The sequence below is a fragment of the Streptomyces sp. NPDC093071 genome (genome assembly GCF_044754545.1).
In the GTDB taxonomy this organism is placed as follows: domain Bacteria; phylum Actinomycetota; class Actinomycetes; order Streptomycetales; family Streptomycetaceae; genus Streptomyces.
The window spans coordinates 1,232,236-1,245,685 of the sequence record NZ_JBIVPH010000001.1; the positions used below are offsets into that span (position 1 = coordinate 1,232,236).

Sequence of the window (13,450 nt, forward strand, 5' to 3'; positions counted from 1 at the left end):
TCCGTGGCACCGGGTTGCATGGAGGCATGACGCACACGACCTACTCGGCCCCCACGACCTACTCGATCCGCTCGTCCCACTCGACCCGTTCGTCTCGCTCGACCCGCTCGATCCGCTCGACCCGTTCGAAGATCCGGGCGCGCTGCGAGGCGGTGCGGGTCGCGTTCGCCCGGTTCCGCCGAAGTGGCTGGACTCCAGCCGTTCTCCAGTGGAACGGACGCGTTCCGATGTGCCGTTCGGGCAGGATGGCAGCCGATCTGCGACCTACACCGAGGAGCGCTCATGCAGGTGACTCAGGATCAGGTACTCGCCTGGCGGCTGCGGCAGCAGGGCCTCGCCCCCCGGCGGACGGCTTCTGTCGCGGAGTTGGTGCGGGAGCTCGCGGGGGTGCAGGCACAGGTGGCCTCGTCCGCGGAGCTCGCCATCGCCACCCGGCAGCGGAAACCGAAGGCCGGCGCTGTGGAGAAGGCGCTCGAGGCCCGCGAGGTGGTGAAGACCTGGGTCATGCGGGGCACGCTGCACCTCGTGGCGGCCGAGCACATGGCGGCCTACCTGTCGCTGATGGCGGCGGCGCGGACCTGGGAGAAGCCCGCCTGGCAGCGGACGTTCGGGGTCACGCCGACGCAGATGACGTCGCTCGGCGAGGCCGTCGACGACATCCTCGCCGGCAAGACCCTCACCCGTCAGGAGCTCACCGAGGCCCTGGTCGCCCATGGCAGGTTCGCCGCGCTGAAGGAGCAGCTGACGTCCGGTTGGGGGACGGTCCTGAAGCCGCTGGCCTGGACGGGGAAGCTGTGCCACGGCCCGAACCAGGGCAACCGCATCACCTTCGCCTCGCCGCGCGACCGGGTGCCCGGCTGGTCCGGGACGATCGAGCCGGAGGAGGCGGCGCGCACCGTGATCCCCGCGTACCTGGGGGCGCACGGACCGGCGACCCCGGAGACCTTCGACGCCTGGCTGACGCGCAACGCGCATCGCAAGACGGCGGTGCGCGGCTGGTTCGCCTCGCTCGGCGAGGAGCTGGCGAAGGTGGAGGTGGACGGAACGGAGTGTTACGTGCGCGCCGAGGACGTGGACGCGCTGGCGGCGGCCAAACCGTCGAAGGAAGTGCGGCTGCTGGCCGGGTTCGACCAGTACGTGCTGGGGCCGGGGACGTCCGACACGCGCATCCTGCGGGCGGAGCGGCGCAAGGCGGTGAGCCGTACGTCTGGCTGGATCACGCCCGTGGTGGTGCACCGGGGGCGGGTCGCCGGGGTGTGGGAGGCCAACGACGGGACCGTGGAGGTGCAGTTGTTCTCCGAGAGTCCCGAGGTGCCGAAGGAGGCGCTGGAGGCCGAGGTCGGGCACCTGGAGGCGTGCACCGGCCGGTCGTACGCGATGTCGGTCAAGACGATCTGAGGTCCGTTCGGGGTGAACGGCGGCGGGGAGGGCGCGGGATCGCCGCTTCCTCACCGCCGCCGTGTCCGGGCCCCCGTTCCGGGGTCCCCGTGGGCCCGCGGTCAGCGGGCCAGGGGCCGGCCCGGCGCGAAGGCCGACAGCGGGGTGCTGCCGCCGTCCTCGGCCGTCGCCCGTCGCAGCACCGCCAGGACGTCCTCGATGCGGGCGAGTCCCGTCTCGCGGTGCCACAGTCCGGTGTTGAGTTCGAGGGCCACGCTCAGCCGGTCGGGCCGGGCCTGGCCGTGGAAGGACATCTCGTAGCGGGCGGTGCCGTGCGAGACGAGTTCGTACTCCGCCGTGACCCCCGGCAGGTCCAGCGGCATCCACATCGCCAGCTGGAGTTCGCAGGTGACCTGGAACAGGGGCTGGCGGCTGCCCGAGCGCTCCGGGCGCAGGGCGTCCACCATGTCGGTGACGGGGAGCCGCTGGTGGTCGTACGCGTCGAGGAGCCGGTCGCTGACGCGGCGCTGGAAGTCGGCGAACGTCGGGTCTCCCGAGCAGTCGACGCGCAGGGGCAGCACGTTGAGGAAGCAGCCCATGAGGCGGTCGGCGCCGGGCTGGGTGCGGTTCTCGCAGGGGACGCCGATCACGATGTCGTTCTCGCCGGTGAGCCGGTGCAGCACGGTGAGGACGGCGGTGAGGAACACCGTGAAGACCGTGGTCTGGCGGTTCCTCGCCGCTTCGGACATGGCGGAGAACAGCTCTCCGGGCGCCCAGTCCTGGAGGAACTCCCCCGTCTGTCCGGCGTCGGCCGTCCGCGGCAGGTCGGTGTCGAGGCGCAGTTCGCGGGCTCCGGTCAGCTGCCGCACCCAGTGGCGGCGCAGGCGTTCGCCCTCCGGTCCGGCGAGCATGGCGCGCTCGTCGGCGACGAGGTCGGCGATCCCGGTGGTGAGCGGCGGCAGCCGGTGGGCGCGTCCTTCGACGCGGGCCCGGTAGAACTCGGACAGTTCCTGCATGAACAGCGTCATCGAGACCTCGTCGGTGACGAGGTGGTGGAACAACAGGTGCAGGACGTGCTCCTCCTCGTCCAGGCGGACCAGGCGGACCTTCAGGAGCGGGCCGCGCTCCAGGTCGAGGGGGGTGTGGGCGGTCTCCTCGCGCAGCCGGGCGGCCTCCCGGTCCCGCTCCTGCCGGGACTCCGTTCCGGACAGGTCGATCAGGGGGACGGGCACGTCCAGGCGGGGTGCGATGCGCTGGCGGGGTTCGGCGTCGACCTCGACGAAGGTGCTGCGCAGGGCCTCCTGCCGGGCCACGACGTCCGCGACCGCTCCCCGGAGCGCGGTGGTGTCGAGCGGGCCGTGGAGGGTGAGGAGCATCGGGACGGTGTGGGTGAGCGTTCCGGGGTTCTTCTGTTCGGACAGCCAGATCTGGAGCTGGGAGGCGGCGAGCGGGACGAGCCGTTCGGTGTCGGCGGCGGCCGGCCCCGTGGCGGTCGTCCGGGCGTCGACCGGCGTGGACTCCGCATCGGCTGCCCCGGTGCCGTCCGGCGCAGGTTCGGTGTCGGCCAGGCTGTCGGTCAGGGTGACGACGCTGCGGACGAGTGCGTCGATCTCCGGGTACATGCGCCGAATCTCGGCGGTCAGCAGGGCGGGTGTGGGGTTCTCGAAGAAGGTGCGCAGGGGCAGGCGTATCGCGAAGGTCTCGCCGATCCGGCCGACGAGCTTCGCGGACAGCATGGAGTGTCCGCCCATGACGAAGAAGTCGTCGTCCGGGCCGACGTCGGGCACGTCGAGGGCCTGTGCCCAGACTTCGCGGACCAGGGAGAGCAGGACCGAGTCGGCCTCCGGCGCCCGGTCGGCGCCTTCCTCGTCGCGGGCGTCGTCCTCGTCGGGGAGTTCGACGGCGGTGACGGGGAGGGCGGAGAGCCGGAGGCCGGGGTCCTCGGTCCAGGCGCGCAGCACGGCCGCGTACTCGGTGAGGAGGAGGCCGATCTCGTCGGTGGTGAACAGTTCGGTGTCGTACTCGACCCAGGCGCGCAGCCGGCCGGGGGCGAGGTCGATCTCGGTGATGGTGTCGAGTCGGCCGCGGGTCCGGTCCACCTCGAAGGGTTCGGCGGTCGCGGAGCCGAAGCGGGGCGTGGACACGGGGGAGATCCGGGGCAGGAAGAGGTGCTGGAGGAGGGCGTTGCGGCTGTCGGAGCGGCTGCCGCCGGGGAGGACGATCTCGACGATCCGGCCGAGGCTGATCCGGCCGTGGTCGGCGGCGGCGGAGACGGCGCGGCCGGCGCGGCCGACGAGTTCTTCGAAGCCGGGGTCGCCGGAGGCGTCCAGGCGGACGGGGACGGTGTTGGCGAACTGGCCGACGACCTGTTCGAGTTCGGGGACGCTGCGGCCCGGGACCATGGTGCCGAGGAGGAAGTCGTCGCGGCCGGTGCGGCGGGCGACGAGTCCGGCGAAGGCGGCGAGCGCCACGACGTAGCCGGAGGTGCGGTGCTTCCGGGCGAGGGCGAGCAGCCGGTCGGCCAGGTCGTCGCCGAGGGCGAACTCCGTCCGGGTGCCCGAGGTTCCCTTCCTGGCGGGACGCGGGCGGCCCGCGCGCAGGTCGAGGACGTCCGGCGCGTCCCGCAGGGCGTCCTGCCAGTGGGCGAGTTCCGCGGTCTCCACCGCGTCGCGGGTGTCGCGCTCCCAGACGGCGAAGTCACCGAACTGCAGGGCGGGTTCGGGGAGGTCGGAGATCCGGCCCCGGGTGAACGCCTCGTAGTCGTGGACGATCTCCTCGAGGACGAGGGCGGCGGAGGTGGCGTCGCACACCACGTGGTGGCAGGCGAGGACGAAGACCGACGTGCCCTCGCCGGCGTCGTCGGCGTCGATCAGCATGGCCCGCAGCAGCGGCCCCTCGGCGAGGTCGACGGGGCGTTCCACGAAGTCGGTGGCCGCGGCCCGGGTGGCCTCCTCCCGGTGCTCGGGCGGGATGCCGAGCACGCTGGCGAAGGTCAGCGGGGCCTTGTCGGGCGGGGGCAGGACCCGCATCACCGGGATGCCGTCCGGCGCCGGGACGACCGTGCGCAGCGCCTCGTGGCGCGCGACGACGGCGAGCAGCGCCCGGCCCAGGGCCTCGCGGTCGACGGGGCCGGTCAGCCGGAGCCCCCCGGCCTCGGTGTAGAGGGTCCTGCCGGCCTCCATGCTCTCGGCGAACCACAGCTGGGCCTGGACGGGGGTGAGCGGCAGCTGCTCGTGTACGGGGTGCATCGCGGGGGTCTCCTTGGTCCGTGGTCTCTGGTGGTCCGGGGCTCACTCGTCGTCGAGGGTGGCGAGCATCGCGTCGATCTCGGCCTCGCTCATCCCGGCGAGGGCGGTCTCGCTGTCCGCGGTCAGGGCGGCGCCCACCGCGTAGGAGCCGATGCCCGTGTCGATCTCGACGGCCATCTCGCGCAGGCCCGGATGCTGGAAGAGGCCGGAGATGGGCACTTCGCGGCCGAGGCGTTCGCGGATGCGGGAGACCAGCTGGACGACCATCAGGGAGTGGCCGCCGATGTGGAAGAAGTCGTCGTCCAGGCCAACCTGGGGGACGCCGAGGAGTTCCTGCCAGATGGCGGCGAGGGCCTTCTCGGTGTCGGTCTCCGGCGGCACGTGGACCCGGGTGCGGGCGTCGGGGCCGGCGCCGGGCTCGGGCAGGGCCTGCCGGTCGACCTTGCCGTTGCGGGTGAGGGGGATCGCGTCCAGGGATTCGTAGACGGTGGGGACCATCCACTCGGGCAGTCGGCGGCCGAGGGCACGGCGCAGCTCGCGGCCGGAGACCTCGGTCCCCTCGGCCGGGACGACGTAGGCGACCAGGCGGGGGCTGCCGGTGTTGTCGGCGCGGGTGACGACGACGGCGTCGACGACGTCGGGGAGCGTGAGGAGGGCGGAGCGGATCTCGCCGAGTTCGATCCGGTGGCCGCGGACCTTGACCTGGCCGTCGGCGCGTCCGAGGTAGCACAGTTCGCCGCCGGGCAGGCGCCGGGCGAGGTCGCCGCTGCGGTACATGCGGGCGCCGGGGCCGGGGGCGAAGGGGTCGGGGAGCATCCGGTCGGCCGTGAGGTCGGGCCGGCCGAGGTAGCCGAGGGCGACGCCGGCCCCGCCGACGAAGAGTTCGCCGGGGACGCCGGGCGGGACGGGGTTCAGGCCCTCGTCGAGGACGTACAGGGAGAGGTCGCGCAGGGGGTCTCCGATGACGGAGTCGGCCCCGGCCGCGTCGGCGGCGGTGATGCGCCGGTGGGTGACGTGGACGGTGGTCTCGGTGATGCCGTACATGTTGACGAGGCTCGGCGCCTCGTCGCCGTACGCGGCGAACCAGTCGGTGAGGGCGGTCGGGTCGAGGGCCTCGCCGCCGAACACCACGTACCTCAGGGAGAGGTCGAGGCCGCGTTCCAGGACGATCCGGCCGACCTGGGCGAAGGAGGACGGCGTCTGGTTGAGGACGGTGACGCGTTCCTCGGCGAGGAGCGCGGCGAACTCGTCGGCGGCGCGGGTGACCCAGTGCGGGACGACGACGAGCCGGCCGCCGTGCAGCAGGGCGCCCCACAGCTCCCAGACGGAGAAGTCGAACGCGTGGGAGTGGAACATCGTCCAGACGTCGTCGGGGCCGAAGTCGAAGTGCTCCTCGGCGGAGGTGAAGAGGCGCAGCGCGTTGGCGTGGCTGACGACGACGCCCTTGGGGACGCCGGTGGAGCCGGAGGTGTAGATGATGTACGCCGGGGCGCCGGAGTCCACGCCGGAGGCGGGCACGGGGGTGTCGGGGAAGGCCGCCAGGGGGTCGGCGCCGGGGGTCTCGTCGAGCAGCAGGGTGGGCGGTGCGGAGTCGGGGTAGCGGGCGGCCAGGTCGGAGGTGGTGACGACGGCGGCGCAGTGCGCGTCGGCGAACTGGACGGCGGTGCGCTCGGGCGGGTTGTCGGCGTCGACGGGGACGTAGGCGGCGCCGGTCTTGAGCACGCCGAGGAGGGCGGCGGGCAGGTCGGCGCAGCGGTCGAGGTGGACGGCGACGTTGCGGCCGGGGCCCGCGCCGAGGGCGCGCAGCGCGTGGGCGAAGCGGTTGGAGCGGCGTTCCAGGGTCGCGTAGTCCTGCCGCTCGTCCTCGAAGGTGACGGCGGTGCGGTCGGCGTGGCGGGCAGCCGTGGCGGTGAACCGCTCATGGAGGGTGGTGCCGGTGCCGGCCGGCGGGGCGGCGGGCGTTCCGAGGAGCCGGGCGCGTTCCAGGGCGCCGAGGAGGTCGAGGTCGGCGACGGGGGCGTCGGGGCGCCGGACGGCGTCTTCGAGGAGGCGGTGCATCCGGTCGAAGAACGAGCCGAGGGTGCTGTCGTCGAACAGCTCGTCGTTGTAGGGGAGGTAGCCGGTGACGGTGCCGTCCTCGACCCACAGCTCGGCCATCATGTCGTAGTGGGTCGCGCCGCCGCCGAGGTCGGCGTACTCCACGGTGGTGCCCGGGATCGCCGGGGGCACGGGCGGGGCATCGCGCAGGCTGAAGGAGGTCTGGAAGACGGGCGTGGAGCCGGGGGTGCGGCGGGTGTCGAGGGCCTGGACCAGCATCTCGAACGGCAGGTCCTGGTGGGCGAAGGCCTCGTTCGAGGCGCGGGTGACCCGGCGCAGCAGCTCGCGGAACGAGGGCCGGTCGTCGAACCGGATCCGGATGGGCAGCCAGTTGAGGAAGTAGCCTATCATCGACTGCAGTTCGGGACGGCTGCGTCCGGCGACGGGGACGCCGACCACGATGTCGTCCTGGCGCACGTGCCGGGAGAGGGCGGCGAAGTAGGCGGCGAGGAAGGCCTGGTGGAGGGTGGCCCCCTCGGCTCCGGCGAGGTCGCGCACGGAGCGGGTGAGGGCGGGGGCGAAGCGGACGTGGTGGAAGCGGCCCCGGGTGCGCCGCTCGGCGGTGCGGGGCCGGTCCAGGGGCAGTTCGAGGAGTTCGGGGGCGTCGGCCAGGGTGTCCTTCCAGAAGTCCAGCTCGCGCCGCAGGTTCTCGCCGGTGAGCGTCTCCCGCTGCCAGTGCGCGAAGTCCGGGTAGTGGAGGGCCGGGGCCTCGGGGGCGGGGGTGCCGTCGCGCTCCGCCGCGTACAGGGCGCCGAGCTCGTTCAGCAGGATGCCGAGGGACCAGTAGTCGGAGACGATGTGGTGCTGCACGATCAGCAGCAACCACTCCTCCTCGGCGACGCGGTGGAGGCGGACGCGCAGGAGCGGGCCGTGCTCCAGGTCGAAGGGTTCGAGGACGGCGTCGGCGGCGCGCCGTTCCGCCTCCCGGCGGGGCTCGGGGTGTCCGGTCAGGTCGTCGACGGTCACGGGGACGTCGACCCGGTCGAGCACGGTCTGCACGGGCCCCTGAGGGGTCTCGGTGAAGACGGTCCGCAGCGACTCGTGCCGCTGGGTGGTGCGTGCCAGGGCGCGCCGCAGGGCCTCGGGGTCGAACGGACCGTGCAGCCGCAGGGCCGTCGGCACGTGGAAGACCTCACGGAAGGGGACGAGCCGGTCCATGAACCAGAGGCGTTCCTGCTCGTACGAGAGTGCCGAACCGGTGTCCCCGGCGGGTCGCCGTCCGATGCCCCGCCCCTGCGGCGGGCCGTCCCCGGCCCCTTCGGCCTCGGCGAGCAGCCGGAGGGCGAGGTCGCGTCGGCGCGGGTCGAGGGCGGCGAGCCGTCGCGCGACGTCGTCGTCCAGGTGCAGGGCCAGGTCTGTCATGGCGGACTCCATCGGGTGAACCGGGTCTTCGAGGTGGGTGCGGGGGCGGCGGGCGGCGGGGCGGCCCGGGCCCGGCGGTCAGCGGGCGGTGAAGCCGCCGTCGACGACGAGGCAGGTTCCGGTGACGCCGCCGGCGGTGTCGGCGGCGAGCCAGAGGACGGCTTCGGACACCTCCCGGGCGGTGACCAGGCGGCGCAGCGCGTGGTAGGAGGCGGAGCTGCGCTCGTAGTCCTCCAGCGAGCTGCCGATGGAGGCTGCGACGGCCGCGGTGCTCTCCGTGCGCAGGGCGGGGTCGGCCTCGACGGTGGTCGGGCAGACGGCGTTGACGCGGATGCCGAGGCGTCCGTACTCCAGGGCCAGCGCCTTGGTCAGGCCGACGACCGCGTGTTTGGAGGCGACGTAGCTGGAGAACATCTCGAAGGCGACGAGCCCTCCGGTGGAGGCGGTGTTCACGATGGCGCCGGCGCGCCGCTCGACCATGTGCGGGAGGACGGCGCGGGCGCAGCGCCAGGTGCCGTTGAGGTTGACGTCGACGACGAGGCGCCAGTCCTCCTCGGAGAGTTCGTGGGACATGACGCCGCCGGGGGCGAGCAGGCCGGCGTTGTTGACCAGGACGTCGATGGAGCCGAACTCGTCGATCCCGGCGGCCACGGCCGCGTCGACCTGGGCCTGGTCGCGGACGTCGGCGACCGCCGTGACGACCCGGCTGCCGAGGCGGCGGCAGTCGCGCGCCGTCTCCTCCAGGAGCTTGCGGCCCGGCATCGCGTACGGGCCGTCGCCCTCTCGGCCGAGGTCGGTGAGGACCAGGTCGGCGCCCTCCTCGGCGAACAGCAGGGCGTGCGAGCGGCCCAGGGCGCGGGCCGCGCCGGTGATCATGACGGTCTTGTTGTCGGCTCGCCCCATGGCGACGGTCTCCTTCTGATCGGTCCGCGGGGCCGTCCGGCGGGACGGGTGCGGCGGGTCGGGCTCGGCGGGACGGGTGCGGCGGGACGCCCGCTAGGCGTGGGCGAGGGCGGTGGCCGGGGCGCGGCGCAGGACGCCGGCCAGGTCGGTCAGGGCGCGGGTCAGGACGTCGACGGACCGGTGGAGGTCGCCGAGGGCGATGTGTTCGTCGTCGGTGTGGTCGAGGTGGGCGTCGCCCGGTCCGTAGGCGACCATCGGGACCGGCCAGCGGTCCTCGATGACGTTCATGTCGGAGGTGCCGGCCTTCAGGCGCAGCACCGGGCGCCCGCCGTGCAGCCGGATCGCGTTGCGCAGGGCGCGGGCCACCGGGTCGGAGACGCCGCGGCGGACGGCCGGGACGCGTTCGTCCAGGCGGGCCGCCGCGTGCACGGCGGTGGTGTCGACGAACCGCTGGAAGTCGTCGAAGTCGAACCCGGCGGGCACCCGGCAGGTGATGGAGGCGGTGGCGTCCCGGATGTCGCCGTCGAGCCGGACCAGGGTGGCGGCGGCCGCGTCGAAGGACACGCCCTCGTGCGGGCCGGAGACCCGGCGCATGTAGGCGTCGACGCCCCGCCAGAACGCGGTGGCCGCCTCGACGGCGGTCTCCTCGGGGCTGGAGGTGTGCATGGGCGGGCGGCTCACCTCGTACTCGACGCCGACCCGGCCCTTGTAGCCGAGGCAGACGCCGTCCCAGCCGCTGGGCTCCCCGATGACGACGGCGTCGGGCGCGGGCAGGGTGTTCAGCAGGTGCCGTGCGCCCCGGGAGCCGGGCACCTCCTCGCCGACGGCGCCCGCGACGATGATCCGCAGCCGTGGCTCGGCGGCGGCGGCGCGGACGGCGGCGCAGGTCATGGCGGCGAGCGGTCCCTTGGCGTCGACCGTGCCGCGCCCGTAGAGCAGGTCGCCGACCTGGCAGACCGCGATGTCGCCGGGGACGGTGTCGATGTGTCCGAGGAGGAGCACGGTGGGTCCGTCGGTGGCGCCGATCTCCCCGACGGCGTTGCCGACGGCGTCGACCCCGGCCCTCATGCCGAGCCGTTCCATCTGGCCGGCCAGGTAGGCGGAAGCGCGTTCCTCCCGTCCGGAGACGGACGGGATGCCCACGAGTCCGCGCAGCAGCCGGGCGGGGTAGTCGCCGAGCCCGTTCACGCCGGTTCCCGGTGGGCGGTGGCGGGGAGGCGCAGGCGGGTGCCCGTGCGGGAGGCCAGTGCCGCGCGGACGGGTCCGGGGCCGTCGCCGGGGGCGATGGCGACCAGGTCCACGCCGCCGGCCAGCGCGTCCGCGGCGGCGCGCAGTTTGTGGCGCATCCGGCCGCGCACGGACGGCGGGAGTTCCGCGCCCGGGCCCGTCTCCAGTTCGGGGAGCACGCTGTCGGGGCGGTCGGGGTCGGCCAGGACGCCGGGGGCGCGGGTGAGCAGGACGAGGGCGGTGGCGCCCAGGGCGGTGGCGACGGCGGCGGCGGCGCGGTCGGCGTCGACGTTGAGCAGCGTGCCGTCCTCGGCCGCGGCGGGCGGGGAGAGGACCGGCAGTTCGCCCGCGTCGAGCAGGGTGCGCAGCAGGGCGGGGCGGACGCGTTCGACGCGGCCGCTGAGGTCGTCGCGGACGATCCTCGCCCGGCCGTCGGCGTCGTACACGCGCAGCGCGGTCTTGCGGACGGCGGTCAGGGTGCCGCCGTCCGCGCCGGACAGTCCGGTGGCGGCGATGCCGCGCCGGCGCAGTCCGCTCAGCAGGGCGGGCTTCACCCGCCCGAGCAGGGCCATGGTCAGCGCGTCGAGCGCCGCCGCGTCGGTGCGCCGGGCGCTGGTGCCGTCGGCGGACCGCAGGTGTTCCACGGTGCGGCCGAGCTGGCCGTTCAGCCGGTCGGCCTCCGCCCCGCCGCCGTGGACGAGCACGACGCGCGTGCCCTGCGCGGTGAGTGCGGCGATGTCGTCGAGGACGGCGTCCCCGTCGATGTCGCTGCCCAGTTTCACTACGAGTGTCATCCTGTCCCTCCCTCCTCACATGTCGCTTGTCGCTTGTCTCGTGGGGCCGTTCACGTGGGGTGGTGCACGGCGGGCCGGTTCACACGGGGTGCAGACCGGGGAATTCGAGGCCGGACCGCTCCGGCAGGCCGGTGGCGAGGTTGGCGCTCTGTACGGCTCCGCCGGCCGCGCCCTTGACGAGGTTGTCGAGGGCCGCGACCGCGACGATCCGGTCGTCGTCGAGGTCGAAGCCGAGGTCGCAGTGGTTGGAGCCGAGCAGGGTGCGCGGTTCCGGGAGCCGGTGCAGGCCCTGGCGCTGGGCGACGAACCGCACGAATGGCTCGTCGGCGTACGCCTTCCGGTAGGCGTCCCAGACCTCGGCGCGGGTGACGGCGCGGCCCGGCCGGACCTGGGCGACGACCTGGACGCCGCGCACGGCGGGGACGGCCGTGACGGTCATCCGGGCGCGTACGCCGGTGTGCTGGGTGATCTCCGGTTCGTGGCGGTGGCCGACGGGCCCGTAGACGCGCAGGGCGGAGGCCCGTTCGGGGTGGTGGCCGGCGGGTCCCGGGGTGGTGCCGGAGCCGCTGGAGCCGGTGCGGGCGTCGACCAGGACGTCGCCGTCCACGAGCGCCGCGTCCGCGAGGGGGCGCAGGGCGAGGACGGCCGCGGTCGCCATGCAGCCGGGCACCGCGATCCGGTCGGCGGTCCGCAGCCGGTCGCGGTAGAGCTCGGGAAGGCCGGGGACGAACGCGGGGGCGCCCGCCGCCCGGGTGGTGGAGCCCGCGCCGTAGTGCCGCCGGACCGCCTCGGGGTCGTGCAGCCGGAAGTCGGGGCTGAGGTCGACCAGGAGGTCGGCCCGCCCGCTCAGTTCGTCGAGCCGGGCGGCGAACTCGCCGTGCGGCAGGGCGCTGAACAGGACGTCGACGCGCTCCGGGCGGGCGGGGTCGGTGAAGGTGAGGTCGCCCGTGCCCCGGAGGTTGGGGTGGGCGGTGTGCAGGGGCTTGCCGGTGTGGCGCCGGGACGTCGCCTGGACCAGGTCGAAGACGGGGTGGCCGAGCAGCAGCCGGGCCAGTTCGCCTCCGACATACCCGGTGCCTCCGAGGATGCTGGCTCTCATGGGTGGTCGCTCTCCTGACTCGGTACGGGTCCGGCGCCGGGGGCCTCGCTCGGCACGCGGTCCGGCGCGTGGGCCGCGTGGGTCGTGCGGTTCGCACACGTCGCGTGGTCCGTGCGGTCCGCGTGAGCCGCGCGGTTCGCACAAGCCGCGTGGGCCGTGCGGTCCGCGTGGACGCCGTGGTCCGCCTGGTCCAGTACGTGGTCGGCGAAGGCCTCGGCGATGGCGAGGGCGGTGGCCTCGTCGCCGACCGCCGCGCCTCGGAACTCGACGCCGCTGTTCACCTCGTTGACGAGCAGCCGCCCGTCGTCGCTCTCCAGCAGGTCGACCCCGAGGAGCCCGCCGCCGACGGCCTTGGCGGCCCGCAGGGCGAGGTCCTCCAGCTCGGGGGTGAGCGGGCAGCGGCTGGTGCGGGCGCCCCGGGCGACGTTGCCGATCCAGTGGTCCCCCGTCCGGTGGACGGCGGTCACGGCGCGGTCGCCCGCGACGACGACCCGGATGTCGCGCTGCGGCGTGCGGACGAACTCCTGGGCGTAGACGAGCTGTTGCTGCGGCGAGGGCAGGGACTCCTTGAGGGCGAGGACGCCCTCGACGGCGTCGACGTCGTTGACCTTGCACAGTCCCCGGCCCCAGGAGCCGTTGACCGGCTTGACCACCGCGGGCAGTCCGATCCGGCGCAGCGCCTCCTCGCCGGCGGCCGGGGTGAGGGCCACGGCCGTGTCGGGGACGGGCAGGCCCGCGGCGTGCAGGACCAGGGTGCTGTGGATCTTGCTGTCGCAGACGGCGACGGTCGAGGAGGAATTGACCACCGGGACGCCGAACGCCTCGCACATGCGGCTCACTTCGAGCCGCCGGGTGCCGGCGAGGGAGCGGTTGCACACCACCCGCCAGGGCGGTGCCGGGTCGCCGATCCGGTAGCTGAGCGTCCGGTCGTCGATCACGGCGACCGCCGCGCCGCGCCGCCGGAACGCTTCGAGGAGGAGCTTCTCCTCGAAGCGCACCCGGGAGGCGATCAGCGCGACGGGCCGGCCGTCGCCGCCCCCCGCTCCGACCCCGAACCCGGTGCCGCCTCCGGCCCCGGCTCCGGTCCCGTTCCCGGTCAGGTCACTCACCCCAGTCCTCTTCGATCTCGGGGGCCAGCGCGAGGGTGACGGGTCCCACCGCGACGACCTCCAGCTCCACGGAGCAGCCGGCGCACACGACGATCTCGGTGACCTCGGTGTTCGCGGCGAGCTCGACGCCCGCACCGCAGTCGGGGCAGGCCGCTCGCTCGGTCACGGTGTCCAGAGACATCACACACTCCCTATCGATTCTTGAAGTATTTTGCCCTATCCGAGCAACTGACT

9 protein-coding genes are annotated in these 13,450 nt (G+C 74.1%); 1 reads left to right on the top strand and 8 read right to left on the bottom strand.

Annotation, left to right across the window (positions count from 1 at the left end):
* Positions 1 to 282: 282 nt before the first annotated feature.
* A complete protein-coding gene (locus tag ACIQD7_RS05145) occupies positions 283 to 1,398 on the top strand; it encodes a winged helix DNA-binding domain-containing protein (RefSeq protein ID WP_121828393.1) in 1,116 nt (371 codons plus the stop codon).
* Between the two features lie 101 nt (positions 1,399 to 1,499).
* On the opposite strand, the gene ACIQD7_RS05150 is transcribed toward ACIQD7_RS05145, so the two are convergent.
* From ACIQD7_RS05150 to lysW, 8 genes are all read right to left on the bottom strand, one after another.
* Entirely contained in the window at positions 1,500 to 4,625 is a 3,126-nt protein-coding gene (locus tag ACIQD7_RS05150; protein ID WP_402439466.1) for a condensation domain-containing protein, read from the bottom strand.
* 42 nt (positions 4,626 to 4,667) lie between these two features.
* Positions 4,668 to 8,084 carry an amino acid adenylation domain-containing protein gene (locus ACIQD7_RS05155; protein WP_402439468.1) on the bottom strand — a complete coding sequence of 1,139 codons (3,417 nt, stop codon included), beginning with the start codon at positions 8,082 to 8,084 and terminating at the stop codon, positions 4,668 to 4,670.
* 78 nt (positions 8,085 to 8,162) lie between these two features.
* Positions 8,163 to 8,987 carry an SDR family oxidoreductase gene (locus ACIQD7_RS05160; RefSeq protein WP_161372505.1) on the bottom strand — a complete coding sequence of 275 codons (825 nt, stop codon included), beginning with the start codon at positions 8,985 to 8,987 and terminating at the stop codon, positions 8,163 to 8,165.
* Between the two features lie 93 nt (positions 8,988 to 9,080).
* Positions 9,081 to 10,175: a M20/M25/M40 family metallo-hydrolase gene (locus ACIQD7_RS05165; protein WP_121828389.1), complete on the bottom strand. Its 1,095-nt coding sequence runs from the start codon at positions 10,173 to 10,175 to the stop codon at positions 9,081 to 9,083.
* On the bottom strand, positions 10,172 to 11,008 hold the full coding sequence (gene argB, locus ACIQD7_RS05170; protein ID WP_121828388.1) for an acetylglutamate kinase: 837 nt from the start codon (positions 11,006 to 11,008) through the stop codon (positions 10,172 to 10,174). The genes ACIQD7_RS05165 and argB overlap by 4 nt, the downstream gene beginning before the upstream one ends.
* 79 nt (positions 11,009 to 11,087) lie before the next feature.
* A complete protein-coding gene (gene argC / locus ACIQD7_RS05175) occupies positions 11,088 to 12,107 on the bottom strand; it encodes an N-acetyl-gamma-glutamyl-phosphate reductase (RefSeq protein WP_402439471.1) in 1,020 nt (339 codons plus the stop codon).
* A complete protein-coding gene (locus tag ACIQD7_RS05180) occupies positions 12,104 to 13,216 on the bottom strand; it encodes a RimK family alpha-L-glutamate ligase (protein WP_402439473.1) in 1,113 nt (370 codons plus the stop codon). Before ACIQD7_RS05180 ends, argC begins: the two co-directional genes overlap by 4 nt.
* Positions 13,209 to 13,397 (bottom strand): lysine biosynthesis protein LysW, encoded by a 189-nt coding sequence (lysW, locus tag ACIQD7_RS05185; RefSeq protein WP_121828386.1) that lies wholly within the window; start codon positions 13,395 to 13,397, stop codon positions 13,209 to 13,211. The genes ACIQD7_RS05180 and lysW overlap by 8 nt, the downstream gene beginning before the upstream one ends.
* Positions 13,398 to 13,450 lie beyond the last annotated feature (53 nt).